22 protein-coding genes and 2 pseudogenes are annotated in these 26,471 nt (G+C 43.3%); 6 read left to right on the top strand and 18 right to left on the bottom strand.

Going from position 1 to position 26,471, the window contains the following annotated elements; genetic code table 11:
- Positions 1 to 85: 85 nt before the first annotated feature.
- The 7 genes and pseudogenes from QYT14_RS13780 to QYT14_RS13750 all read right to left on the bottom strand — a co-directional run.
- Positions 86 to 223 (bottom strand): annotated as a pseudogene (locus QYT14_RS13780) (NVEALA domain-containing protein); the annotation flags it as partial.
- Positions 224 to 778: 555 nt separating this feature from the next.
- On the bottom strand, positions 779 to 1,060 hold the full coding sequence (locus tag QYT14_RS13775; protein WP_289307081.1) for a hypothetical protein: 282 nt from the start codon (positions 1,058 to 1,060) through the stop codon (positions 779 to 781).
- 20 nt (positions 1,061 to 1,080) lie between these two features.
- Complete coding sequence (locus tag QYT14_RS13770) at positions 1,081 to 2,292, bottom strand: 6-bladed beta-propeller (RefSeq protein ID WP_289307080.1); 1,212 nt, start codon at positions 2,290 to 2,292, stop codon at positions 1,081 to 1,083.
- Between the two features lie 77 nt (positions 2,293 to 2,369).
- Complete coding sequence (locus QYT14_RS13765; protein WP_289307079.1) at positions 2,370 to 2,618, bottom strand: NVEALA domain-containing protein; 249 nt, start codon at positions 2,616 to 2,618, stop codon at positions 2,370 to 2,372.
- A gap of 239 nt (positions 2,619 to 2,857) precedes the next feature.
- A pseudogene (locus QYT14_RS13760) lies at positions 2,858 to 2,954 on the bottom strand (hypothetical protein); the annotation flags it as partial.
- Between the two features lie 187 nt (positions 2,955 to 3,141).
- Entirely contained in the window at positions 3,142 to 6,381 is a 3,240-nt protein-coding gene (locus QYT14_RS13755) for a glycoside hydrolase family 2 TIM barrel-domain containing protein (protein WP_289307078.1), read from the bottom strand.
- 79 nt (positions 6,382 to 6,460) lie between these two features.
- On the bottom strand, positions 6,461 to 6,733 hold the full coding sequence (locus tag QYT14_RS13750) for an HU family DNA-binding protein (RefSeq protein WP_237040560.1): 273 nt from the start codon (positions 6,731 to 6,733) through the stop codon (positions 6,461 to 6,463).
- Positions 6,734 to 6,939: 206 nt separating this feature from the next.
- Here QYT14_RS13750 and QYT14_RS13745 point away from each other — a divergent pair, with 206 nt between their 5' ends.
- The 5 genes from QYT14_RS13745 (at position 6,940) to secDF (ending at position 14,840) form a co-directional block, all read left to right on the top strand.
- Complete coding sequence (locus QYT14_RS13745; RefSeq protein WP_289307077.1) at positions 6,940 to 7,617, top strand: rhomboid family intramembrane serine protease; 678 nt, start codon at positions 6,940 to 6,942, stop codon at positions 7,615 to 7,617.
- On the top strand, positions 7,598 to 8,491 hold the full coding sequence (locus QYT14_RS13740) for a rhomboid family intramembrane serine protease (RefSeq protein WP_237040558.1): 894 nt from the start codon (positions 7,598 to 7,600) through the stop codon (positions 8,489 to 8,491). The genes QYT14_RS13745 and QYT14_RS13740 overlap by 20 nt, the downstream gene beginning before the upstream one ends.
- Before the next feature lie 3 nt (positions 8,492 to 8,494).
- Positions 8,495 to 9,574, top strand: coding sequence for an endonuclease/exonuclease/phosphatase family protein (locus QYT14_RS13735; RefSeq protein WP_289307076.1), 1,080 nt, complete (start codon positions 8,495 to 8,497; stop codon positions 9,572 to 9,574).
- A 27-nt stretch (positions 9,575 to 9,601) separates the two neighbouring features.
- Entirely contained in the window at positions 9,602 to 11,689 is a 2,088-nt protein-coding gene (locus QYT14_RS13730; protein ID WP_237040556.1) for a M3 family metallopeptidase, read from the top strand.
- A gap of 178 nt (positions 11,690 to 11,867) precedes the next feature.
- Entirely contained in the window at positions 11,868 to 14,840 is a 2,973-nt protein-coding gene (secDF, locus tag QYT14_RS13725; RefSeq protein WP_289307075.1) for a protein translocase subunit SecDF, read from the top strand.
- A gap of 89 nt (positions 14,841 to 14,929) precedes the next feature.
- Here secDF and QYT14_RS13720 read toward each other — a convergent pair whose 3' ends face one another.
- Both QYT14_RS13720 and QYT14_RS13715 read right to left on the bottom strand, forming a co-directional pair.
- Positions 14,930 to 15,994, bottom strand: a complete 1,065-nt coding sequence (locus tag QYT14_RS13720; RefSeq protein WP_289307074.1) for a sugar kinase — start codon at positions 15,992 to 15,994, stop codon at positions 14,930 to 14,932.
- An 84-nt stretch (positions 15,995 to 16,078) separates the two neighbouring features.
- Complete coding sequence (locus QYT14_RS13715; RefSeq protein WP_237040553.1) at positions 16,079 to 17,032, bottom strand: NAD-dependent epimerase/dehydratase family protein; 954 nt, start codon at positions 17,030 to 17,032, stop codon at positions 16,079 to 16,081.
- Between the two features lie 172 nt (positions 17,033 to 17,204).
- Between QYT14_RS13715 and kbl the strand changes: the two genes are divergently transcribed.
- A complete protein-coding gene (gene kbl, locus QYT14_RS13710; RefSeq protein ID WP_289307073.1) occupies positions 17,205 to 18,395 on the top strand; it encodes a glycine C-acetyltransferase in 1,191 nt (396 codons plus the stop codon).
- 486 nt (positions 18,396 to 18,881) lie between these two features.
- Here kbl and QYT14_RS13705 read toward each other — a convergent pair whose 3' ends face one another.
- From QYT14_RS13705 to QYT14_RS13665, 9 genes are all read right to left on the bottom strand, one after another.
- On the bottom strand, positions 18,882 to 20,270 hold the full coding sequence (locus QYT14_RS13705; protein ID WP_289307072.1) for an alpha-L-fucosidase: 1,389 nt from the start codon (positions 20,268 to 20,270) through the stop codon (positions 18,882 to 18,884).
- A gap of 452 nt (positions 20,271 to 20,722) precedes the next feature.
- Complete coding sequence (locus QYT14_RS13700) at positions 20,723 to 21,340, bottom strand: DUF6549 family protein (protein WP_008642540.1); 618 nt, start codon at positions 21,338 to 21,340, stop codon at positions 20,723 to 20,725.
- Entirely contained in the window at positions 21,330 to 21,926 is a 597-nt protein-coding gene (locus QYT14_RS13695; protein ID WP_005650556.1) for an N-acetylmuramoyl-L-alanine amidase, read from the bottom strand. The genes QYT14_RS13700 and QYT14_RS13695 overlap by 11 nt, the downstream gene beginning before the upstream one ends.
- Entirely contained in the window at positions 21,923 to 22,522 is a 600-nt protein-coding gene (locus QYT14_RS13690) for a hypothetical protein (protein WP_009038912.1), read from the bottom strand. The genes QYT14_RS13695 and QYT14_RS13690 overlap by 4 nt, the downstream gene beginning before the upstream one ends.
- Complete coding sequence (locus QYT14_RS13685; RefSeq protein WP_005650559.1) at positions 22,519 to 22,899, bottom strand: hypothetical protein; 381 nt, start codon at positions 22,897 to 22,899, stop codon at positions 22,519 to 22,521. Before QYT14_RS13685 ends, QYT14_RS13690 begins: the two co-directional genes overlap by 4 nt.
- A complete protein-coding gene (locus QYT14_RS13680) occupies positions 22,896 to 23,324 on the bottom strand; it encodes a hypothetical protein (RefSeq protein WP_195401483.1) in 429 nt (142 codons plus the stop codon). Before QYT14_RS13680 ends, QYT14_RS13685 begins: the two co-directional genes overlap by 4 nt.
- The gene (locus tag QYT14_RS13675) at positions 23,287 to 24,474 is read right to left on the bottom strand and encodes a reverse transcriptase/maturase family protein (RefSeq protein ID WP_008642534.1); all 1,188 of its coding nucleotides are present in this window, start codon (positions 24,472 to 24,474) and stop codon (positions 23,287 to 23,289) included. The genes QYT14_RS13680 and QYT14_RS13675 overlap by 38 nt, the downstream gene beginning before the upstream one ends.
- A 332-nt stretch (positions 24,475 to 24,806) precedes the next feature.
- Positions 24,807 to 26,168 carry a hypothetical protein gene (locus QYT14_RS13670; RefSeq protein ID WP_289307473.1) on the bottom strand — a complete coding sequence of 454 codons (1,362 nt, stop codon included), beginning with the start codon at positions 26,166 to 26,168 and terminating at the stop codon, positions 24,807 to 24,809.
- Between the two features lie 9 nt (positions 26,169 to 26,177).
- Entirely contained in the window at positions 26,178 to 26,468 is a 291-nt protein-coding gene (locus QYT14_RS13665) for a hypothetical protein (RefSeq protein WP_005655400.1), read from the bottom strand.
- Positions 26,469 to 26,471: the final 3 nt, after the last annotated feature.

Raw genomic sequence — 26,471 nt, 5'->3', positions numbered from 1 at the left:
TATCACCAGAACCATTGGCAACGCAGACATGATAAACACATCCTTCTGAATCATACACACGGCTCTATCGGCACGAACCTCCATTTTCTCCATCAGCCAATGCTTCCACATTAGCCAATGCCAAATCCGACATTCCCTCAGCCTTCTGAGAGCTATACACATTAAATCCTGCTATCAGAGCAAACGCAGCAACAACTGTTGCTTTTAAAATATTCTTTTTCATCTCTTTTCTATGTTTCGATTATTAATAAAAGTTGTTTTCATCTTTTATCGGAAAGAACTCCACCGCAGAAAAAGCAAATACATGACTTGCTGGTTCTGATTATTTCCATATATGCATACTCTTTGTTAAAAAGTAAGATTATATAGAAATAGCTTTCCCCCTAATGTGCATGAGAATGCAAATATAGTAAAAGAATATTTTATTCCTTGATAACCAGCTTCTTTATTTCCTCTCTCATCTGTTTTATTGCTGTGGATTGTATTTTCGGTTCTTTTTCCATTATCATCTTTGCATCTTGTTCCAGTTTTTGTCGTTGATAACCTCCCGGTTCCGCATGTGGTTTTGCCTAATTTTTATGAATCATACTATATTTTTGATTCTAAAATAGCCAGGTAATCATCTATATAATTTCTGTTGCTATAATCTATTATCATAAGATTATCAATAATCATTCTTTCGGAAATAAGAAAAGCTAAAGCATAATCATTATATTCCGGGTACAGACCAAGATTAGTTTTAATACGATATACTGGAACTTCTATTTTATGTTCATTTTTAAATATCTTGAAATCCTAATTTATTTTCATTTCCTATTAGCCTACTGAATAATACACTATCTTTATTTAAAGTATATAGATAGATGTCTTTTATACTCTTCCCTTCACCATAATGTTGTAGTTTTGATAGTATCCGCAGATTGTCAACACGCTGTTCTAATAGTCTTTGTTGTCTCTCTATATTGGAATTTTCTTGATGATTTCGCTGTTTTCCATAATATAAAAAGACAAGAGAGAGAACTAAAATAATAATTATATCTTTAGCTTTTATCAATTTCATGATACATGATATTTACGTCTTTAGAAATCTTTTATTTTAATTCTCGCCAACACAGGATTAGACTCTTCATCCAATTGACTGCATACCTCGACTAAATGTGGATATTTCTTGCAAAACAAGTCCCATTTCTTTTCTCCCAAAAGTTCTCTATAAGAGTTGAATCCGTTTAATAGCGTTTGCGGACTGATTACCCATAACAAATAGTCCCCGTCTTTGTAATGGGGAGTTTTCATAGGCTTTAAATTGACTAGGTTACCTTTCAAAAATAAATCATCTTTGATTTGCCGTCCGGTTAAGACTTTACCTGTTCTCTTTGAGTATATAGAGAAACAGCTATGATATTTTTCATCTACAGCATTAATAACAAAATAATTATTCATGTCTAATATCTCATCTATTGCTAGAAAACACTCACTCTTTTCTAACATATTTGCCCAGCTATTAACATCTCCATCTTCAGCAAACATTTTCCAAGAAAGGTTCTTATCTTTGAAATTTATTTGATAGAATGGGAGATATTCTTGTGTGGATATGTCAATCCGGTAAATTATATTGCTAAATGGATGATTGAAATAAATATAATTTTCATCAAACGCGAATGCTTCTCCACGACCAAAGCAATCGTTAATTCGAGCTTCTAATGGTGAAACCTCTAAAAAGTCTTTTATATAGCGGTCTTCACTGTCATGTAATGTTAGCAGCAAATTATTACGGTTACGAGCTCCAATATTGTAGGTAATGCTTTTCCCTTTTAAATAAACTATTTTATCAGAAGTGTCTCTTTGCTTTCGTTCGGATAACAGATTTCCTTCTATATCGAAATTCATCATGTTATAGATTTCTGCTATTTTTATGATAGAGTCCCCAACTATTGTGAAATCACGTAACTCTATATATTCCCCTGGTCCTTCTCCTTCTTTACTTATTTGTCTGATAAAGTGACCTTTTTTATCAAATATAAAAAGCTTCTTAGAATTCCATCCACTTGCGGAAAGAAGATAATAGTAGTCTTTAGTAGCAATGATACGTGGAATCCAGCCAATAAGATTATCATCTTTGGTTTCTAGAGGAACTAATTCAATGGAATCTACAAAAGTAGACATGTTTAAAACATCTTCAGATTCTGTCACTATGGTAATAGTAGTCGCATTAGAGTGAGATGCATGATTGTTTTCATTCTTACAAGACATGAGGAAAACCATCACTAAACATATAATATATATTTTTTTCATATTTCTATTATGTGATATAATTGCTTATTTATTAATCTTATAAGATAAAATCATATAAATAAGCAATTAAATATTAATTAGCAGGGAACCTGATTATGGACGTTGCAAATGCTACTGTCTTCGCGTTGGCAAATTTTACATCCATTTGTATATGATTTAAGAGCAAATCCATGATAATTCTCAATTTCATTGTCATCAGCCAATGCTTCCACATTAGCTAAAACCAATTCAGACATCACATCCGACTTCTGAGAGTTGTACACATTATACCCTGCCAGCAGAGCAAATGTCGCAACCAGTGTTGTTTTCAAAATATTCTTTTTCATCTTCGTTTTATTCTTCGATGATTCATTAATCTTGTTTTCATCTTTTGTCGGAAAGAACTCCACCGCAGAAAAAGCAAATACATTACTTGTAGATTCTGATTATTTCCATTAACTTTGCATCGGACTAATCCTCCTTTCTTTAAGGAGAAACCCAAGGGAAGGAAGGGTTTCTCTAAATTAAACTTTATTTATTTGGCATTCCCTGCTATCATTAACCGAAGCGGGGATGCCTTTGTATTTCAATACACGGTTATCATCTTATTAAAATGGTTCCTTGCTGTAACTCACCTTGGTGCAACCGCAAGATGTAGTGACATCCTGAATGACCGGCAGATTGTTATTAGCTGAAGGTTGCGTTAATCAAATGACATATATGCATAGGCTTATGCGTACGTACGTGTAGCCCGATGCGTATATACGTGTGAAGAAATAATCCGGCTGATATGGGAACTTTAATGAAAGGGGAATATCTAAAACCCTGCCATGGGGTTCTTTCCAATATCCCATGGCAGAGTTTAAAAGATTATTTCATCGGGGTGATAGTGAAGCCCCAGCTGTAAGCCTGGTTCGGGTTAATCAAAGCCCATTTTTCGGGCCATGCTCCCCAGCTGTCATAACCGCCTACGCCTTGTTGCTGCATGTCTACGCATACTTCTACGAAATCACGCGGAGTAATGTCATTGATATGAGTTTGGCGGCGGAGAACATCTTTTGCTTTAGCTTCGCTGCGATTGGCTATTTCTTCGGCTGAGAAATTGTTCCATTGGCGCGGACGATTAGTGGTTTCTTCCGAGTCAAAATCTTCTACTGAGTTGCGCAATGCATTGAAACCGAATGTCTTGTCGGATGTGATGCGTAATCCTTTACCGTTCTTTTTGCTCAATGACACCCAACGGGTATCGAGGTGGTGGCCGTTTTCTTGCGGACGGACGTAAGGGTAATACATAGCATCGGCTGTTGTCTTATAGAGGTCGACGATGGTTCCTGCCTTGCGGTCGATGTAGTTTTCTTCAGGACCACGACCGAAGTAGGTTACTTGGTTCATTTCTGCCGGCAGACGGAAACGTACACCGATACGAGGTACTTCTGCTTTGATGTCTGCTGCCTTGAAGTCACAACCTACATGTAGGCTGCCGTTCTTGCCAAAGGTATAATTTACAATGTATTGGTTGCCGGCAGGCAATGCGTAAGTGACACTCAGAGTGTTGTCGGCAAATGAAGTATGGGCCACCTTGAAGTCCTTGCTTGACTGTTTCCACACGTGGGTGCGCTTGGGCTCGCCGTTACCGTAATCATTGTCATTCGGTGCACGCCAGAAGTTGGGCTGAATGCCAAAGCCGTCTTTGAAATATTCGGTGCCGTTTACTTTATAAGAGGTAACGATGCCGCTCTTTTCGTTCAGGACAAATTGCATTCCGTTGCCCGAAACTACCATTTCGTCTCCGTTTTTCACTGCTTTCATTCCCTTGCCTGCCATGAACTCGTCTTTCAAAGGCTCGATAGGCAATTGGAATTGGTCACGTGCAATTTCGTGACCTGCCGGAATCAGGATTTCAGGTTCGACGGCAATGACATGGAAATTGACGAAATATTCGGTATCTTTCTTGGCTTTCAAACCGTTTACATTTACCGTGAATTCTTTGGAGGCCTGCGGAGCAATGTCTAACGAGACTTTTCCGCTTCTTATAATCTTATTGTTGGCTTTCAGCTCATATACAATCATATACTTCTTCAGGTTGGTGAAGTAGAAACGGTTGGTGATAAGGAACTTGCCTTGTGCCGCATCGGTCATTTCGAAACCTACATTCTGATAAGCGTATTTCACTTCTGCCATGGCAGGGTGTGGATTACGGTCGGGGTTGACAATACCGTTGCAAAGGAAGTTGCCGTCGCTAGGTGCGTCTTTTCCGAAATCGCCGCCGTATGCCCAGAACGGACGTCCGTTTTCATCTTTCTGCAAAATACCCTGATCTACCCAGTCCCAAATATATCCGCCTTGCAGGTTGGGATATTTATAGATGGCTTGCCACTGTGCCCACAGGCCACCGGTGGAGTTACCCATGGCGTGTGCATACTCGGATGGCATGATAGGACGGTCACTGCCTTCTTTGCCTATCGATTCAAACCAGCTTGCACCGGGGTACTGAGGAACGAACATATCGGTATTCCACTCCCATTGTGCGCGTTCGTAGTTCACAGGGCGGTTCATGCCTTTGGTTTCACGGTTTTTCACCCAAAGGTAAGTCTGATAGAAATTATATCCGTTTCCGGCTTCATTACCCAATGACCAGAAGGTTAAAGATGGGTAGTTCTTGTTGCGTTCATACATATTGATGGTGCGGTCCATGTGGGGTTTCAACCATTCGGGGTTGTTGCCTAATGTGCCGCCTTTGCGGAGGTCGTATTTCATGCCGTGGCTTTCGATATTGGCTTCATCGTATACATAAAGGCCATATTCATCGCAGAGCTCATAGAACTTGCGGTCTTGCGGATAGTGACACAGACGGACGGTGTTGATATTGTTCTGCTTCATCAGCTCAAAGTCTTTGCGCATCAGTTCTTCGGGAACATAGTGGCCGGTTGCTTCGTTGTGCTCGTGAATGTTCACGCCCTTCATCTTTAACGGTTGACCGTTGACAAAGAAGCAGATATAAGGTTTGCCGTTTCCTGCGATTTGGTCAATCGGTTTGATTTCAAAGCGACGGAAGCCGACATTGAAGGGAATAACTTCTGTTGTTTTTCCGCCTTCTTTTAAAGAAATCAATAATTTATAAAGGTTGGGTTGTTCGGAAGTCCAAGTCTTTACATTATTTAATGCAGCATTGAAGGTAACGGTGTTTTTTCCGTCTGCGCTGACACTGCAAGGTGTCTCGGCAGAGGTGACAACTTTCTTATCGGCATCCAGCAACTCGTAAGCTACGGTTACGTTCTTGTTGGCGGCGGTATGGTTAGTCACATTTACGTCCAGTTTGAAGATACCGTTCTTGTAGGTATCGTCAAGGGTAGAGATTACTTCGAAATCCTGAACGGCAGTCTTCGGCTGTGAGAATAAGAATACATCTCTTTCAATTCCGCTCAGACGCCAAAAGTCTTGGCACTCCAGATAAGAACCGGTGCTGTAACGGAAACACTTCACCACCAATGAGTTCTTTCCCGGTTGCAAATAGTTGTTAATCAGAAACTCTGCCGGATTCTTAGAGTCTTCGCTATATCCGACTTCTTTCCCGTTGAGGTATACATAGACGCCTGATTTAGCTCCTTCCAGACGGAGATATATGTCGCGTCCGTCCCAATCGGCGGGAATCTCGATGTCGCGCTGATAGACGCCTACCGGATTGGCCTCGGGCAAATGCGGCGGTTGCGGGTTGCTGGGCTGGAAATCGTATGGCTGATTGGTATAGATGGCTGTTCCATATCCTTGTACTTCCCAGTTGCCGGGAACATTGATTTCTTTCCATGCAATGCCGGCACCGGGCTGTTCGATGTTGGCAGGTAAATCTTTATAAGCATCTACATAGTAGAAGTTCCATTTTCCGTTTAGCAATTTATAATAAGGGCTATTTTCGTATTTGCCGGTCAGTGCCCGGTCCGGATTGTCGTATGACATGAAAGCCGTGCGGGGGGCTTCTTTGTTTACTGCTACAGTTTGGATATCTTTCCAATAAGGAAGTTTACTCCCTTCTGCACTGATGGTTTGTGCTGAGAATGCACAGAGAGCTGTGCCAATGAGGTATCTCAATAAGGTTGTTTTCGTAATATTCATAGATTGTCAGTTGTTTAAAGAAAAAGGGCGCTATTGCTGGCGCCCCTCTCTTAAGTCCTTTACGTTTAAAATAAGCAATTTATTGGATTTCTTCCGATAATTCAGCACCAGCCTTGAATTTGATTGCTTTTCTTGCTTTAATGGTGATAGACTCTTTGGTCGCCGGGTTGATACCCATTCTTTCTGCTTTTTCTACAACAGAGAAAGTACCGAAACCAACTAAAGATACTTTGTCACCACTCTTCAGAGCGTTTGAAACTGCTGAAACCACTCCTTCAACAGCTTTCTTTGCATCGGCTTTGCTCAAGCCTGATTCAGCGGCTACTGCGCTGATAAGATCTGCCTTATTCATAATGAAAATGATTAATTATTAATGTAACACAAAAGAATTTTCAAAATCAAGGACAAATATAAAGTTTCAAAATTAGAAATCAAACAGATAGCCTAAAAAAGATAAGCCAAAAATCAAAAAAACGTAAGAGAATGGGGTTTTTCTGCTGAATAACAGAATAAAATTGTAAATTTGCAAGCAATCAATGAATTATAGAAGAAAAGAATATGAATAGTATACCTGTTGTAACAAAGAATATATTGATAATAAACGTGCTATGCTTTTTCGGAAGTGTGGTGGCCACAAAATATGGGATTAACTTAAATGACTTGCTGGGACTGCATTTCTTTTTGGCTTCTGATTTTAACCCTGCACAGTTGATTACATATATGTTTATGCATGCCAATTTTCAACACATATTTTTTAACATGTTTGCTGTGTGGATGTTTGGGCGTACGCTTGAACTGGTTTGGGGGCCGAAACGTTTTCTGTTCTATTATATATTGTGCGGTATCGGTGCCGGTCTGGTGCAGGAGGGGGTGCAATATATCCAGTATGCCACTGAGTTGGTCAATTATGAGGGGGTCAATACGGGAATTGCTGTGATTCCGATGGCGGAATATCTCAATTTGATGACTACTGTGGGGGCATCGGGAGCCGTATATGCTATTTTGCTGGCTTTCGGTATGTTGTTTCCCAATAGTCAGATGTTTGTATTTCCCATTCCGTTTCCTATCAAGGCGAAGTACTTTGTGATGGGATATGCAGCGTTGGAGATTTACTTGGGTTTCGGAAGCTCGGCTGACGGCATTGCTCATTTCGCTCATTTGGGAGGAATGATATTTGGCTTTATATTAATAATGTATTGGAGAAAAAAGAATAATAATGGGCAGTTTTATTACTGATTTAAAGAACAGTTTCAATCGGGGTAATATATATATCCAGTTTATATATATTAATGTGGGGGTGTTTGTATTGACATCCCTTTTGGGAATTCTGTGGATGCTGTTTAACCGTAACGGTGCATTTATTCTGCAATATCTGGAGTTGCCTGCATGGACGGTGCAGTTTATCAGGCAGCCGTGGTCTCTGTTTACTTATATGTTTATGCATGCCGGAGTGTTGCACTTGCTGTTTAATATGCTGTGGCTCTATTGGTTCGGACAGTTGTTCCTTTCTTTCTTCTCGGCCAGGCATTTCCGCGGCTTGTATATCTTAGGCGGGTTTTGTGGCGGTTTGCTTTATATGTTGGCTTACAATGTCTTTCCATATTTCAGTGATTCACTTTATTATTCTTATTTATTGGGGGCCTCGGCTTCTGTATTGGCTATTGTGGTGGCAACGGCTGTCCGTGAGCCTGACTATCCGGTACATTTCATGTTTATCGGAACGGTGCGGTTGAAATATGTGGCCCTGTTTATGGTGGTGACTGATTTGCTGTTTATGACCTCGGGCAATGCCGGCGGGCATATTGCACACTTGGGAGGGGCATTGGCCGGATGGTGGTTTGCCTCCGGGCTGACTCGCGGACATGATGCAACGGCGTGGATTAACCGTTTTATCGATTGGGTGGCAGGCGGATTTACGGTACGTCGTTCTCCGAAGAAGCCCAAAATGAAAGTGCATTATGGCGATAAGGCGAAGGATTATGACTATAATGCCCGTAAGAAGCAGAATAGTGACGAGATAGACCGCATATTGGACAAACTGAGGAAGTCTGGTTATGACAGTCTTACGTCGGATGAGAAGAAAAGCTTGTTTGATGCAAGTAAAAAATAGAATATGAAATATATCGGTCGGCTTTTAGGTTGGATATTATTGGGGATAAATATATGCATGGCGGTATTATTGCTGATTTGTGCGTATAGTTCTTACATCAATCCGGTGGAGCACCCTGTGTGGTCGTGTGCCGGCCTTGCGTTTCCGGCTTTTCTAATAGCGAATGTTTTATTCTTTCTCTTTTGGCTGGTGGTATACCGCAGGTATGCTTTGCTGTCTCTCCTGACTTTTTTCTGTTGCTTTGGCGCTATCCGCACTTATATGCCTGTCAATCTGTTCGGAAAAGAACCTCCTAAGGATGCCATTAAAATATTGTCATACAATACGATGGCGTTTGAACAGGGACATCCTAACTTGAAGGATAACCCTAATTCGGTATTGGAATATCTGCGAAACAGTAATGCGGATATTATTTGTCTGCAAGAATATATATTGAGCAATCGGTTGACTAAAAAGGATGTGGATTATGCTTTGAGGGACTATCCGTATAAGCATTACTATAAGCTGACCGGTGTCAATGGGGTGGGGTGTTACTCACGCTATCCTATCTTGTCGGCGCATCCGGTCGACTATGAAAGCCGCACCAATGGGTCTGTAGCCTATACGATAAATGTGAAGGGAGACACCTTGCTGGTGGTTAATAATCATCTGGAATCCAATAAGTTGACGGAGAAAGACAAGGCTGTCTATCGGGAGATGATAAAAGACCCGGATAAGGCCAAAGTGTCGGAAGGCTCTCGCTTGCTGATAGGCAAACTGGCGGAGGCTTCGGCTATCCGCGCTTCGCAAGCTGACTCCATAGCAAAATTGGTTGCCGGTTTTAAAGGTGGGGGAGTGATTGTCTGCGGTGATTTTAATGATTCTCCTTTATCTTATGCCCACCGGGTAATCGGGAAGGAGCTGAATGATGCTTTTGTACAGTCGGGCAACGGATTCGGGATATCTTATAATCAGAACCATTTTTATTTTCGTATCGATCATATCCTGTTGAGTAAGAATTTGGAATCTTATCAATGTACGGTAGACAAGACAATAAAGAGTTCGGATCATTATCCCATCTGGTGTTTTGTGGCAAAGAAATAATTCGTTTACCTTTAATTTAATATGAGTATGAAGAAACTAGTATTTACGTTAGCAACTTGTTGTATAATGTGTGCATGTGAACAAAAGACAGAAACGAATCCGTTCTTTACGGAGTTTCAGACAGAGTATGGCGCTCCCGATTTTGATAAAATCAAGATAGAGCACTATGAGCCTGCATTCTTAAAAGGCATAGAAGAACAGAATGCCGAGATAAAAGCAATTGTGGAGAATCAGGAAGCTCCCGACTTCGAGAATACGATTGTAGCGTTGGATAATAGCGGAAAGACACTGGCACGTGTCAGGGGTGTCTTCTTTGCATTGACGGAGGCCGACACGAATGATGCGATGAGTGCATTGAGCGAAAAGATTGCTCCCGTGCTTTCCGGACATAATGATAATATTTATCTGAATCAGGATTTATATAAGCGTGTGGCTGCTGTGCAGCAACAGGAGCAAGAAGGCAAAATAACGCTGACCACAGAGCAACATCGCCTTTTGGATAAATATTATAAAGCGTTTGTGCGTGCGGGCGCAGGATTGGATGCTGGGAAGCAAGACCGTCTTAGGGAGATAAATAAAGAACTGTCTACACTGGCTATTACGTTCAGCAATCATGTCTTGAATGAAAATAATGCTTACCAGCTGGTTATAGAGGACGAAGCAGAACTGGCAGGATTGCCGGAATGGGTAAAAGCAGGTGCGGCGGAAGAGGCCAAGGCTGCCGGAAAAGAAGGTAAGTGGCTGTTTACCTTGCAGAACTCAAGCCGTTTGCCGCTATTGCAGTATGCCGACAACCGCGGGCTGAGAAAGAATATTTATGAGGCCTATGTCAATCGCGGCAATAATGGGGATGCCAACGATAATAAAGAGATTCTGAAGAGAATTATTTCTTTACGCTTAGAGAAAGCCAATTTGTTAGGCTTTGATTGCTATGCCAATTTCGTGTTGGATGAGAATATGGCAAAGAACGCTAAGGCAGTGATGGATTTCTTGAATAATCTGTGGGGATATTCCTTGAAAAATGCAAAGGCGGAAGCTGCCGAATTGCAGAAAATCATGGATAAAGAAGGAAAAGGAGAGAAGCTTGCCGCATGGGACTGGTGGTATTATGCCGAAAAACTTCGTCAACAGAAATATAATCTGAATGAGGATGAAATCAAGCCTTATTTCAGTTTGGATGATGTGCGCAACGGTTTGTATTATGTTGCCAATCAATTGTATGGCATTACTTTGACAGAACTGAATAATATTCCTGTTTACGAACCGGATGTGAAGGTTTATGAGGTGAAAGATGCCGACGGCTCTTATTTGGGGTTGTTCTATGCCGATTATTTCCCTCGTGCAGGCAAGCGTGGGGGAGCTTGGATGGATAACTTCCGCCAGCAGGCAGGCGATGTGCGGCCATTGATTTATAATGTGGCCAGCTTTACAAAGCCCGCAGGCGATATGCCTTCGTTGCTGACACTGGACGAAGTGGAGACAATGTTCCACGAATTCGGACATGCTCTTCACGGAATGCTGACCAAATGTAACTATTTGGGCGTATCGGGTACGAATGTAGCTCAGGACTTTGTGGAGCTGCCTTCGCAGATAATGGAACACTGGGCTATGGAGCCGGAAGTGCTGAAGGTATATGCCAAGCACTATAAGACTGGTGAGGTGATTCCCGATGAATTGATTCGGAAGATACAGGACCAAGATACCTTCAATCAGGGATTTATGACAACCGAACTGTTGGCAGCCGCCTTGCTCGATATGGAATTGCATAATCTGACCGACACCGAAAATCTGGATGTAGTGGCCTTTGAAAAGACGGTGATGGACAAGCTGGGCTTGATTCCTGAAATCGCACCCCGTTATCGTGCCACCTACTTCAACCATATTCTTAGCGGTTATGCTGCCGGATATTACAGTTATCTGTGGGCGGAAGTATTGGACGCAGATGCCTTTGAAGCTTTCAAGGAACATGGATTGTTCGATAAAAATACCGCAGACTCTTTCCGCCGGAATGTTCTGGAAAAGGGTGGAACAGAAGATCCTATGGTGCTTTACAGAACGTTCCGCGGTGCCGAACCGAGCTTGGAACCATTGCTTAAAAACAGAGGACTGAAATAAAATACCCCATGAAATAGAATAAATTAGGCTGCGAAATATACTTTTGCAGCCTTTTTTCTTGTTTGAAATTCAAATATTTGTGTTTCATGCCGTGCGAATGTGAAAAAAAAACTATATTTGCAACCTTGTATAAACTAAGAATTAATCAAAAAGTAAAAATAATAAATTTCAAAGTAACATGCAAAACAAAGGATTTGTAAAGGTTTTTGCGGTATTACTTACCCTTGTATGTGTGTTTTATCTTTCTTTCTCTTTTGTGACCCGCTATCACATGAACAAAGCGGCACAAGATCCGAAGGGTGAAGCACACTACCTTGATTCTATGCAGAATGAAAAAGTTTATCTGGGTAGTTATACGCTGAAACAGTGTCGTGAGATGGAGATTGGTCTGGGTCTGGACCTTAAAGGTGGTATGAACGTTATCCTTGAAGTTTCTGTACCGGATGTGGTGAAGGCATTGGCCGACAACAAAACCGATGAAGCTTTCAACAAGGCTATATCAGAAGCTGCCAAACAGTCTATTACCAGTCAGGACGACTTTATTACTCTGTTTGTCAGAGAATACAAGAAAGAAGCTCCACAAGGAAAGTTGGCTGAACTGTTCGCTACTCAGCAGTTGAAAGACAAAGTAAATACCCGCAGCTCTGACGCTGACGTAGAAAAGGTATTGCGCGAAGAAGTCAAAGCTGCCATTGATAACTCTTATAATGTATTGCGTACCCGTATCGACCGCTTCGGTGTGGTTCAGCCTAATATCCAGGCTTTGGAAGGCAAGATGGGACGTATCATGGTGGAACTTCCGGGTATCAAAGAACCGGAACGTGTGAGAAAACTCTTGCAGGGTTCTGCTAACCTTGAGTTCTGGGAAACTTTCGATGCTAAAGAAATCTATCCTTATCTGACTGCTGCCGATAACAGATTGCGTGCTATCCTTGCTACTGATGATGTTGCTACTGACTCTACTGCCGTTGAGACTGCCGATACAAAGACGGTATCTGCTGCCGACAGTCTGGCTGCTGCATTGAAGGGTGAATCTGCAAACAACACTGTTGCTATGGAACAAATGAAGAAAGAACACCCGTTGGCTTCTATTCTTCAGTTGAACCCGAATGGTAGCTGTGTGGTAGGTTATGCTGATTATAAAGATACTGCCCAGGTAAATACTTACCTTGCCATGAAAGAGGTAAAAGAAATGTTGCCGAAAGACCTTCGCCTGAAATGGGGCGTGAAAGGTGCTGATTTCGACAAGACCGGACGTATCTTCGAATTATATGCCATCAAGTCAAGCGAACGTAATGGACGCGCTCCGTTGGAAGGTGACGTGATTACTGATGCCAAGGATGAGTTCGACAGTTTTGGCAAACCTTGCGTAAGTATGTCTATGAACACTGACGGTTCTCGTCGCTGGGCTGTCTTGACTAAGAATAATGTAAATAAGGCTATCGCTATCGTATTGGACGGCTATGTATATAGTGCTCCTAACGTAAACGGTGAAATCACCGGCGGACATTCTCAGATTACCGGTCACTTTACTCCCGAAGTAACAAAGGACTTGGCTAACGTATTGAAGTCTGGTAAGATGCCGGCTCCCGCACGTATCGTTCAGGAAGATATCGTTGGTCCGTCATTGGGTCAGGAATCTATCAATCAAGGTATCATTTCATTCGTAGTGGCATTGATTCTGTTGATGATTTACATGTGTGCTATGTACGGATTGATTCCGGGTATGGTTGCCAACTGTGCCTTGGTTGTGAACTTCTTCTTTACGCTGGGTATCCTTACTTCATTCCAGGCTGCATTGACAATGTCGGGTATTGCCGGTATGGTGCTTTCACTGGGTATGGCAGTGGATGCCAACGTATTGATTTACGAACGTACAAAAGAAGAATTGAGAGCAGGAAAGGGTGTCAAGGCTGCTTTGGCTGACGGTTACTCGAATGCATTCTCAGCTATCTTTGACTCTAACTTGACTTCAATCATTACCGGTATCATCCTGTTCTATTTCGGTACAGGTCCTATCCGCGGTTTTGCTACCACACTGATTATCGGTATCCTCTGTTCATTCTTTACTGCCGTGTTCTTGACACGTGTGGTTTACGAACACTTCATGAACAAAGACAAATGGTTGGGATTGACATTTACGACAGGCATTTCTAAGAATCTGATGCAGAATGTTCATTATAACTTTATGGGTATGATGAAACGTTCGTTCACTGTATTCGGTATCATTATTGTAGCGTGTGTGGTTTCATTCGTTCTCCGCGGTTTGGCTCAGAGTATCGACTTCACCGGCGGACGTAACTTTGTGGTTCAGTTTGAACAGCAAGTAGAACCGGAAACTGTTCGCGACCTGCTGAAACAGAAGATTACTGAAGATAACGTACAGGCTATCGCTTTGGGTACAGACAAGAAAACCATCCGTATCACTACCAACTACCGTATCACTGAAGACTCTCCTACAATCGACTCTGAAATTGAAGAGTTCCTGTATCAGTCTTTGAAAGACGGTAACTTGCTAGGCGAAGGCACTACACTGGAAATATTTATCGACCGTGATAACCGTGCAGGCGGTTCAATCATCAGCTCTCAGAAGGTGGGTCCCAGTATTGCTGACGATATCAAGACTTCCGCTATCTGGTCTGTATTGCTTGCGTTGGTTGCTATCGGTTTGTATATCCTGTTGCGTTTCCGCAATGTGGCATATAGTGTCGGTGCAACGGTTGCATTGGCTGTGGATACCACTTTGATTATCGGTGCTTACTCATTGTGCTATGGCTGGGTTCCTTTCTCATTGGAAATCGACCAGACATTCATTGGTGCTATCCTGACTGCTATCGGTTATTCTATCAATGACAAGGTGGTTATCTTCGACCGTATCCGTGAGTTCTTCGGCTTGTATCCGAAACGTAACCGTATGCAGTTGTTCAATGATTCACTGAATACTACTTTGGCCCGTACTATCAATACTTCACTGAGTACATTGATTGTATTGTTGTGTATCTTCGTATTGGGTGGAGACAGTATCCGCAGTTTCGCATTTGCAATGATTCTGGGTGTCGTTATCGGTACTTTGACTTCATTGTTCATTGCCGCTCCGGTAGCTTACCTGACCTTGGGTCACAAGATGCCCGAAGAAGAAAAGAAGGCATAATAAGAATTATAATTGTCAATAGATAAAAAGAAAGGAGATTCCCTACTAAGGAATCTCCTTTCTTTTTTATCTATTTCTTCTTCTCTTCTCTATCGGGCTACCCTTCCCGATGTATTTCCTTTCATCAGACTTTCCACCTCTTCCACAGTCACCTGATTGAAGTCACCGTATACGGTATTTTTCAGTGCAGATGCGGCAAGAGCAAACTCCAATGCTTTTTGGTCATTGTCGGGATATGTAAGTAAACCGTATATCATTCCTCCTACAAAGGCATCTCCGGTACCTACACGGTCGACTTCGTGAGTAATATCGTAAATACCCGTATATTTTAATGTTTGGTCGGAATAAAGTACGGCTGCAAGCAGATTATGGTTGGAAGTAACGGTGTTGCGCAATTCCAAAAATACTTTCCGGCAGCGCGGCACTATATCCGATATCTTTTGTCCGAATGCCTCGAACCCTTCCAACTCCAACGGATAAGCAGTGTCCACTGCTTGAAATCCTACCGGAGTGATGCCGAAAACTTCTTGGTATTCGGGCTCTGCACCGAAGATTACATCACTATATTGCACCAAGGGCAACATGACATCGGCAACCGAACGTCCGTAATTCCACAATTTCTTGCGCACATTCAGGTCACAGGAGATAGTTAAGCCCATACGGTCGGCCGTTTGTAAGGCTTCCAGACAGGCGTCGGCACCCTCTTGCGACAATGAAGCGGCTATGCCCGACCAATGAAACCAACCGGCATCGGCGAATATCTTTTCCCAGTCTATCATGCCGGGGCGCAGGGTGGCAAAAGAAGACCCTTCACGGTCGTACACCACATTGGAGTTGCGAAACGAAGCGCCACTCTCAAGAAAATACAGCCCCATACGTTTTCCTCCGAGTACGATTCCTTCCGTGCCCAGTCCGTTGGCACGGAGCGATGCGATACATGCCTGAGCCATTGCATTGTCGGGCAGTCGGGTGACAAACTCTGTGGGAATTCCGAAGTTGGCGAGCGATACAGCCACATTAGCTTCACTGCCGCCATACGTGGCAATGAATTCGTTGGTTTGGGAGAAACGGCGGAAGTCGGGAGCAGTGAGACGGAGCATCACTTCTCCAAATGTAACGACCTTCCGGTTTGTTGCAATCGGTTTCTTGTTCATAGCTTGTTTTACTTATGAAAACAGCCTTCACAAGCCGGTGGCAAGACCGATTTATGAAGGCTGTAGGGTTTCCTAAGACAGTATTTATTTCTTGAAACGTTCTTTCAGCTTGGCAAGCATGTCCTTAGTCATGGTATCCAAGTCGTATTCAGGTTTCCAGCCCCATTCTTCGCGGGCACAAGTGTCGTCCAGTGAGTTAGGCCATGATTCGGCGATAGCCTGACGCAATGGGTCTACATTGTATTCCATTTCAAAATTAGGTTCGTATTCCTTAATCTTGTTGAAGATGATTTCAGGATCGAAGCTCATTGAAGCGATGTTGAATGAGTTGCGGTGAACGAACTTGCTCGGGTCGGCTTCCATGATTTCGATAGCGGCACGCAAGGCATCCGGCATATACATCATATCCATGTAAGTACCTTTACCGATAGGACAAACGAATTTCTCGCCTTTGGCTGCTGAATAATAGATGTCTACAGCATAGTCGGTTGTACCGCCGCCCGGAGGAGTCACGTAAGAAATCAAGCCCGGGAAACGTACCGAACGAGTGTCGACACCGAAGCGGATGTTGTAGTAGTCACTCAGCAACTCTCCGGAAACTTTGGTTACACCATACATAGTGCGCGGATTGCGGATAGTGTCCTGCGGAGTCTTGTCCTTCGGAGTGTTGTTGCCGAACACACCGATAGAACTCGGAGTAAATACGGCACAATTCATAGTGCGGGCTACTTCAAGTACGTTGAACAAACCGCCCATACCGATTTTCCATGCAAGCTGCGGTTTGGCTTCCGCTACGGCCGACAGCAAAGCTGCCAAGTTGTAGATAGTGTCAATCTGATACTTTGATACAGTTTCGGCAATCTGCTGCTCGTTAGTGATATCAACGATAGCCGACGGACCTGATTCTGCCAGTTCGCCCTTGGGCTCTGCACCGGGGATGTATCCCGCTACGATGTTACCATTATAAATACTTCTTAATTTCATTGTTAGCTCTGAGCCAATCTGACCGGTAGAGCCGATAATTAATACATTTTTCATAGTGTAATAATAATACGTTAGTTTGCTATTTGCGAGCAAAGATAGGCAGAAGCATTCAGATTTTATCAAAGTTTTCTTTATATTTTTGCAGAAATTCAAAAAAAAATAAGAACTTTGTCCGTCGAAGAGAAATATCTGAACTTAATCTTTAATACTTAATAAAATCAAAGCTATGTATGGTAAAATGAAAGAGTTCCTCACGAAGGAATTGGCTGGCATCAAAGAAGCCGGATTGTATAAAAACGAACGTATCATTACAACTCCCCAAAAGGCTGATATCAAAGTAAATGCAGGAGAAGAAGTGTTGAACTTCTGTGCGAACAACTACTTAGGATTGTCAAACAACCAGCGTTTGATCCAAGCAGCGAAAGACGCAATGGACTCTCATGGCTTTGGTATGTCATCTGTACGTTTCATCTGTGGAACTCAGGACTTGCACAAACAACTGGAAGCTGCTATCTCTGATTATTTCAAAACCGAAGATACAATATTATATGCTGCCTGCTTTGATGCAAACGGTGGTTTGTTCGAACCGCTGCTGACCGACGAAGATGCAATCATTTCTGACGCATTGAATCATGCTTCCATTATTGATGGTGTACGTCTGTGCAAGGCAAAACGTTATCGTTATGCCAATGCAGATATGGCTGATTTGGAACGCTGCTTGCAGGAAGCTCAGGCTCAGCGCCACCGCATCATTGCTACTGACGGTGTGTTCTCTATGGACGGCAACGTGGCTCCGATGGATAAGATTTGCGAATTGGCAGAGAAGTACGATGCACTGGTAATGGTGGACGAATCACACTCGGCAGGCGTGGTAGGTCCGACCGGTCACGGTGTAGCCGAACAATACGATGTGTATGGACGTGTGGATATCTTCACCGGTACATTGGGTAAGGCATTCGGCGGTGCTATGGGTGGTTTCACTACAGGTAAGAAAGAAATCATCGACATGCTGCGTCAGCGTTCTCGTCCTTATTTGTTCTCTAACTCTGTTGCTCCTGCCATTGTGGGCGCCAGCCTTGAAATGTTCAAGATGTTGAAAGAAAGCGATGCGCTGCACACGAAGTTGATGGACAATGTAACTTATTTCCGCGATAAGATGCTGGCTGCCGGTTTCGATATCAAACCGACTCAGAGTGCTATCTGTGCAGTGATGCTGTATGATGCAAAACTGTCTCAGGACTTTGCTGCCAAGATGCAGGAAGAAGGTATTTATGTAACTGGTTTCTATTATCCGGTTGTGCCGAAAGGACAGGCTCGTATTCGTGTTCAGTTGTCTGCCGGTCACGAACACGAACATCTGGATAAGGCGATTGCCGCATTTATCAAGGTGGGTAAAGAATTGGGCGTGATTAAATAATCATCCGTTCCGCCTTTCATCCGAAAGGATGATTGATAAGGGAGTGTGCCAAACCTCTGACTACTGTCGTTCCATAACAGGGCGATGTCTCAGCGTTTTGGCATTCTCCCTTCTTTTTTTGTGTTTTCCGCCTGTTTCTGCCGCTTACGGGGGCAGTCTTCTTTCTCCCTCCCCTTATGTCCTTTCTTCCTATGTGTTAAGCCTTTTCTTGCTGTCAGCTACGTCTTTTCTTCCTGTCGGTTATTACAGACTTCCACAGTGGACCGTACAGTCTACGGCAATGGACTGTATAGTCTACAGCAGCGGACTGTATAGTCTACAGCAATGGACTGTAGTATATGTAAGGAAGAAAAAGCTTATGCTTGGGGAGTGAAAGGCTTATTCATAGGGCGGGGAATGCTTAAAGCCGGTTCTTGCTTTTTATCACTAGACGCGTAGGATAAGCAGTAAGAACCGGCAAAAGAAACTTTATGTAAGAGAGAGTATTTATTCTGCTTGCATTTCTACCTGCAGCACATAGACAGGAAAAGCGTCGGAAGGGCGTTGGATATGGCTGATTCGTAGTCCTTCTTCGGTCTGTTTCCATTCGACGGCTTTCTTGTTGTCGAGCAACGTGATGCGCTTGATACGGTCGGTGTATCCCTTGAAGGCACGGAGCGTAAACTCGCCGGCAGGCACGTGGCGTACAATAATGTAGATATGGTTGCCTTTGGCAGTATATCTGAAATCGGGAATGGCATTGCCGGGTGTACCGTCGAATACGGCATCGTGGAACCCTTCTTTTACCTCTTCGCTTTTTCCATTGGCCAGGGGAGAAGTCTCGCCGTAAGTATGCCAGGGAGAGGTGCCGTAGATGGCTTCCCGGTTTGTTTTCATCCATTGGCGGAAAGCTTTGAGTCCGGGCTCGGTTTGTACCGGAAAACTGCCTTTGGGGTTGGGGCCGATGTTCAGCAACAGATTGCCTCCTTTGCTGACCACGTCTACCAGATTGCGAATCATCATGTCGGGCTTCTTGTAGACAGTATCATATTTATTGTAACCCCAGTTGGCGCCCATAGTGAGGCATGCTTCCCAAGGTTTCGGGTCTATCTCATTCATTAATTTCTGTTCTATGATGCGATAGTCGCCCAGACCGTTTCCGATGCGGCTGTTGATGAGGCAATGCGGTTGCAGGCGTTCAATGAGCTGGCGGATGGAACGGCTTTGTTCCTTGGTCACCATTTCGGGAGTGTCAAACCACATCATGGCTATTTCTCCGTAATTGGTCAGCAGTTCGGTTAATTGCGGCAGCACCTTGCGGTCAATATATGCCTGAAGGTTTTTATTGTCCTCATCGGGAAAGTCCCAAGTGTTGCTTCGGCCGGCTTTGGTCGGCCAGTTGGTGGGGACATCGGGGTCTTCCCAGTCTCTTCCCAAGGAATAATAGAAGCCGAATTTCAGCCCTTGCTTACGACATTCATCGGCCAGTTCTTTCATCGGGTCGCGTGCAAACGGTGTGCGGGTAACGATGTTGTAATCGCTGCATGCCGAGTGATACATGGCAAACCCGTCATGGTGTTTGGAGGTGATGACGATATATTTCATGCCGGCTTCTTTGGCGGTCTTTACCCATTTCCGGGCGTTGAACTCGGTCGGGTTGAAGTCATTGGCGATTAAAGCGTATTCTTTTACCGGTATCCGTTCATAAAGCATAAAATGCTCGCCGCCCTGTGTGGGGTGTCCCTTCCATTCGCCGGCCGTTTGTGAATAAAGCCCCCAGTGGATAAACATCCCGAATTTGGCATCGGTAAACCATTTCATGTCTTCTTTGCCCGCTCCTTTAAGGGTAAAGGGCAACAGGCAGCAGCAGAGTATAAATAATAAGCGTGTATTCATATAAATGTAATTTAAGATTAGAATGAGTTTTATTTCGAGGTCAAAGATACAGGACATGTTCCGAAAATAGGGGTATATATTTTCCGATAATGGGATAGTAATTGTCCATAAAGGGGGATAAAAAGGGAGAGTGAAGTGTGTTTTGACCTGTGTGGTACCCCAGAGGGGAATCGAACCCCTATCTAATGTTTAGGAAACTTCTAACCTAACTTTGAGTATCAGTCACTTGCGAGACTATTTCAATTTTTCGTAGAACTATAGTAGAACTTTTGCATTTTTGTTGAATACCCCTGCCTCTCCAAAAGAAGAATACAGGGGTACAATGCAACACCGATTTTCAGAATCGGTACTGCAAAGATATGACTTTTATTTCAAAGGACAAAGAAAAACCGGGCGCACTTCACAGCGAACCCGGCTCAGAACAAAAGTTCTACTCTATTACTAACACCTAATCATTTCTTTTTCCGTTTCTTCAATTCTATATATTCCGAATACACTATTTTGGTATGGGGATTGCTACTTACAACTTCTTGCCTAATAGCCTTTGTTCCCCATCGGAAAAACAACCATTGCTTAGGCACTCTATGCACTACTTGAAATAGGGTATCTACAGATTGTATGCGTAAATCTAGTTTCTTATCGGGCATGATTAAGCCATCAACATTTATCCACGGGTCTTTCCATCGTATCGCTTGGACTTTAAGATAGGATGTATCACGGTATATAATGCTATCCTTAACTATGGTTTGTACCTCCACCTCCGTTTTTGTTGCATTCGTGGAAGCCGCTTGTAACCTCTTTACTTTCAAGTCAAGTTCCTTAACGGTATTCGTCAAGTCGGCACAATGCTTTTCCACCTCAGACTTGGATAAAGTCAATGCCTGTACAGAAGCAGCGGATTTTCCGGATTCTGTTTGGTAAAATTCAATTTTCTCCAACAAGGCGGTTTGGTTGCCATCCAATCTTTCCTTTTCTGATTTCAACTTGGAACAATAAGCCCATAGCCCAAAGGTAGCCGCCATCAAAAGCCCACAGAGGGCGATTAATATCAAAAACGCTTTATTTCTCATATTCCTTGATGTATTGGATTATACCCTCTACGTGGGTGTTCACAATGTTTTGTTTCCCCTCCATAGATGTAAGGTAAGCAATATCTTCCTTGTTATCCATGAAGAAATTTTCCGTCAATACAGCCGGGCATTTCGTCTTGGAAAGGATGTAAAAATTTTCCTCCCAATCCGGGTCGCCATCCGAATAGTCACGCCTAATCTTTTGCCCGGTAATAAAGCAAGCGGCAGCATCATACATTCGGTTTGCCAGTTCGTCAGCTTTCGTTTTGCCCTTAGTGGTATAGGCAGACCATCCACGGGCATTCATCCATTCGCCATTCCCGGCAGCATTGCAGTGGATGGAAACAAGCAACACGTTATTAGCTCCATATCGGGCGCAAATCTCGTTCACACGCCTTGCACGTTCAGCCAAAGGCACGTCCAAGTTCTCCTTAACAATGCGTTCCGCTACATAGCCACGTTTAGCCAGTTCACGCACGACTTCATCCGCAATTTCTCTTGTATAGGCATACTCCCTGAAAGTTCCATCCGGGCTGCGTTTACCCGGTGTATTTTCTCCATGCCCATTGTCTATAAGTATCTTCATTCTTGATTCAATTTATGGTAAAAATCTATTTTAATTCTGTCATATACCATTTGTACATTGGTATAAGCTCTGCCATTGTTCACCGTTTCCGCATAAACCTCTGACAACACACATTGCTCTACCCATTCAATCCATTCGGGCGAAGTGTAGCTTGACAATCGTTTCCCTCGATACGAATGTGCATCAAATCGGCTGTTTCTGTCCTCGTGCATATTCATAATCAAGGTGTGTACTTTCGCTTTCGTGGCTTCACGGTCTGCGATGTGGTTTTCTTCACGCACTTTCTTTATTATACGGCAAACCCTCTCAACGGCAAGGTCAAAGTAAATGCTTGATATGTTTTTTATCCGCAACTGCGTTTCGGGTCTTAACCCCTCTGCAATGTCAGTGAGCATATCATTTTGGGTTTTGGTTTCCGTCAGAAGTTCGGCTACCATAGACTGATTGCTTTTAATCATGTCGTTAATGATAGACTTGAACCACTTGAAACAAGCTACCATAAGTGCAGCCGCCAAACAGAGAAACACAGCGCACACTATCACCATAAAGCCAAAATCGCTTATGCCTTGTGCTACTTTCAAACTTTCTTCCATCATCGGTTTTTCTTATACTTGTTTCGCTTGTAATACTCAAAGTTATCCCTATCCTCCTGCGTGATTGGAGTATTCGGTGGAAAGAACTTAAACCCGTACATCGTTCCATAGCGTACCACTTTGATTACGGCACGAAATGGATATTTGCGCTTCGGGTCTAAAACAACATCTTTCAACTTCTTACTATCAGTATAGAAAGCGGATGCACCGATACCCTCGCCATAGGCGATTAGTGTTCTCGTTCCGTTCTCTGTCTGTCTTTCCTTACATCCCGTAAACACCGTGACCTCATTAATCACGGCATCTACTGAGGTGTATTCACAATCGAAAATATCTTCATTCAAGGATTCGGTTTCCTCAAAGTCCATTACCTCGTTCATAAGTCTATCGGTATATTATAGGTTTCACAATCGGCATCCACCATTTCACGGATAGCCAAACGGTCTTTCAAAAAGTTCTCATAGGGGGATTTCGCACTTTCGGCAAGCAAGCCCAGCATGGCAGACTGATATTCGTTTACCAGCTTACTTTCTGTCTTAGCCGGGTATCTTGCAGTAAGCAACGTGCTGAAAATATTATCAGCCGTTTTTGGATATTCCACCCTCACGCTGTCATATTGGAACATCGTGCCTGTGGCACGTTCCGCATCAGTCGTAATCTCAATGCCACCCTCTTTGTCTGCAATAACCTTAACCTCTTTGATGTTATGGTTATAAAGGAACGTTCCCTGCCCGTTATTAAGAGAATCTATCACCTCCGGCTTAGTCTTAGCCAGCAGCCCTGTAGTCAAAACATTTGCTTCCATCGTTCAAACAATTATTAAAAATGAATTTACTGTGTTCCTCCGAGCATCTGATTATCCAGCCATATTCAGATGGGAAGAAGTGTTTAATATCCGTTTCATCTTTGATTTCGTATTTATTGATGGTGCGGTGGAATTTCTTATAAAACCTTTTCAGAATACCGCTTCTTAGCAATATGCCGTAATGGTTTTGTTTGAATCCCACATAATCAATGCTACGAGCATCAACCGGGAATATCTGCCAGTTGCTTTTAATCTCTACTTTCAATTCGCCACCCAAGTAAAGCCCCATCATGTCGAGTACGAAATGCAGTGCCTCTTTGTCAGCGCATAGTATCACCATATCATCCATATAGCGATAGTAGTAGATTTTCACCCCAAAACGCTTCATCACTATCTTAGCCAGTTCTTCTTTAACCCAATGGTCGAAATATGCTAAATAGAGATTAGCCAAATATTGACTTGTGAAATTGCCTATTGGCAGCCCCTTGTCTTTACCGTTACTATCTATTATCTTATCCAACAGCCTTAACAGTTGTTCATCCGCTATAGTGTAGCGGATTATCCTTTTCAATGCTGCGTGGTCTATGTTATCATAGAACTTCTTGATGTCAATCTTCAAACAGAACCTTGTACCTTTTCTGTCTATGATTAAAGCCGTATGCACATCCTCCATACATTTATGAATACCACGCCCTTTGATACAAGCGTATGTATTCGCAATGAAGAAGTTAGTCCAGTAACGCCCCAACACATTGATAATGCAATGGTGTACTATCCTGTCCGGGAAGAACGGGGCAATCATAATCACCCTTTCTTTCGGCTCATATATAACCTTAATCCGATATTCACCGGGGGTATAAGTTTCATTGCGCAAGTCCCAGTACAAGCTATCCAAATTCTCCAAAATGTTCTCATTGAACTTGGATATTTCGGTACGCTCTCCTTTGCCTTGCTGTGCCTTATATTGCGCCCGTATGAGGTTGGAGCATTCATATATCAGGTGATAAACATTCTTAATTTTCTTAGCTTGGGAAATGAATATCTTTCCTGTATCACCGACATATAAACCGCAATCCTCAAAATCCGAGTATTGATTAAAGCAGGTATCAGCCGTATAACATAACCCGTATTCAGTCTTTACTACACCCATTTGTGCCGTTGTTCTAAAACAGAGCTTTCAATTACTTACTTGCACCGTCCTAATCCATATTATTTTACCAACTATCAGACGTGCCGATAGTCCCTGTGAGGTAAGGGCGTGGCAGCAACAGTTATAAGTTGAAACCACGGTAAAAGCGGAACCCAATGTTCGCATTCGCATTCGAGGAACGATTATTCGCATTCAGATAACCGAAACCCGCATTCGCACCATTATTCGCATTAGCAGACAAAAGGGCACCAGCCGCCACAACCCTGTTATATTTTTATTTTTTTCAATCCAACGCCATTTTCGTTGCTCCGTTCACCGAGTTTTGCAGTCCGTCAAAAACGGCACAAGCGGAACCCAACGGTCGCAATCGCAGCCGAGGAACGATAAAACGCAGCCAGACAACCGAAACCCGCATACGCACCACCACCCGCATTAGCAGACAAAAGGGCACCATACCAGCCTACAGCAGACCACGTACTACCACCTGTGGGAGTCCAATAGTAATCGCAATACCCTTTATTACTTGAACCTCCTACTTTTTCGGCAAAGGAATAACCTTTAGTGGAATGAGCCATAGAAAGCACATAGCCCTCAGTTCGTGGAAGCTCCGTAATGGCTTCATATCCGATAGGTACGGTAGTAGCACTATCTGAATGAGAGGTGAATTTTGTCGGGTCTTCGCATACATAGGCAATAGATACATCCGCTTTATGCCAAATTAGTACATCATCAGCAAGCATCCACAAGTATTCATAAGGAGTTTCCAAGCCACGGTAAGAGGTTATTTGTACCACCTTATCGCCACCAGTCCATCCCTTGATGGTGTAGGACACCTTACCCGTGTTGTTCCCCAGCGTTGCAGTAACACCGCAAGGCACAAAGGGTCTGTAACCTCCCCATGTATTCCACTCCGTACCATTAACAACCGGACCACTCCCTAAGCCTCCTTGATGGAATCCGTCAGCAGTCAGCGTTTCGGTGTAAGCATCTTGGCAGTGCAATGAGGCATATTCCACACGTTGCAACCAAGCAATTTCATTGTACACCCTGTACGCCCCGTGGTGTGTTCCGTTCTTGCAAAGAGGACGAACACCAGCCTTTGAAATGGAAGTACGAGGCATACCCAACATGGAGTTGTAAGTACCATCCTTAGCGGCATCACCAGCACCCGAACCACCTCTGAATTGTGCGGCATTCGCTTTGAGTATAACAAATCCGTCTGAATCCCTTGCAATTTCATCGCCATTCCAAGTGAGCCAACATCCCGAAACGGCTACAGAGTTGGTAATATCCACCGTTGCATACCACGGGCTTACCGTCTTTCGTTCCATCTTGATAAAGCCGGGCAACGGATATTCGGAATAGGCACGAATCCATTTCGTTCCCTCTATTTCCAACTTGAAGTAATATTCCGGCTTTTCAAGCATTACATTACCGTCCGTGCTGTCAATCAAAGCCGTTGCACCCGAATCCTTTTTACGGCTGTCATTTTGGTTAAGGTAATACTTAACCGAGCCGTCAGGGTTTTCCACAAAGCGTTTCAGCTTCGCTTGAATGGGTAATGTACGGTGCAAATCCAAATTACCCACACGCTTTAGTTTGTAGTCCTGTGAGTTGAAATCACCTTGCACCCCATACCATTGGTCGTAAGGATATTGCGGTTTCGTGTTTCCGCTTCCCAATAATAATCCCATAGCTATAAGTTATTTAATAGTTTCACCAGCACCCCAATACACATCATATACCGAAAGGTCGATACCGTTTGGGGATATTACGGCTATCGCTCCGGGCGTCCAATCCCCGATAGGTACGGGGAACATACTAAATTCCTTATCACAAATGAGCTTGCATTTAAGCAGCGTACTTGTTTCCATCGTAACCTCTTTAGGTCGTACAAAGACGGTAAACGGAACACCACCCAAAGCAAAACCATTGGAAAGGTCTGTAACCTTACCTTTGGAAAGAATCCGTAGGCTGTACATCGTTGTTTCCATAAT

This window comes from uncultured Phocaeicola sp. (genome assembly GCF_948499155.1).
Taxonomy (GTDB): Bacteria; Bacteroidota; Bacteroidia; order Bacteroidales; family Bacteroidaceae; genus Phocaeicola; species Phocaeicola faecalis.
The sequence above is the reverse complement of the archived record's forward strand: the minus strand, read 5'-3'. Positions and strand labels throughout refer to the sequence as shown.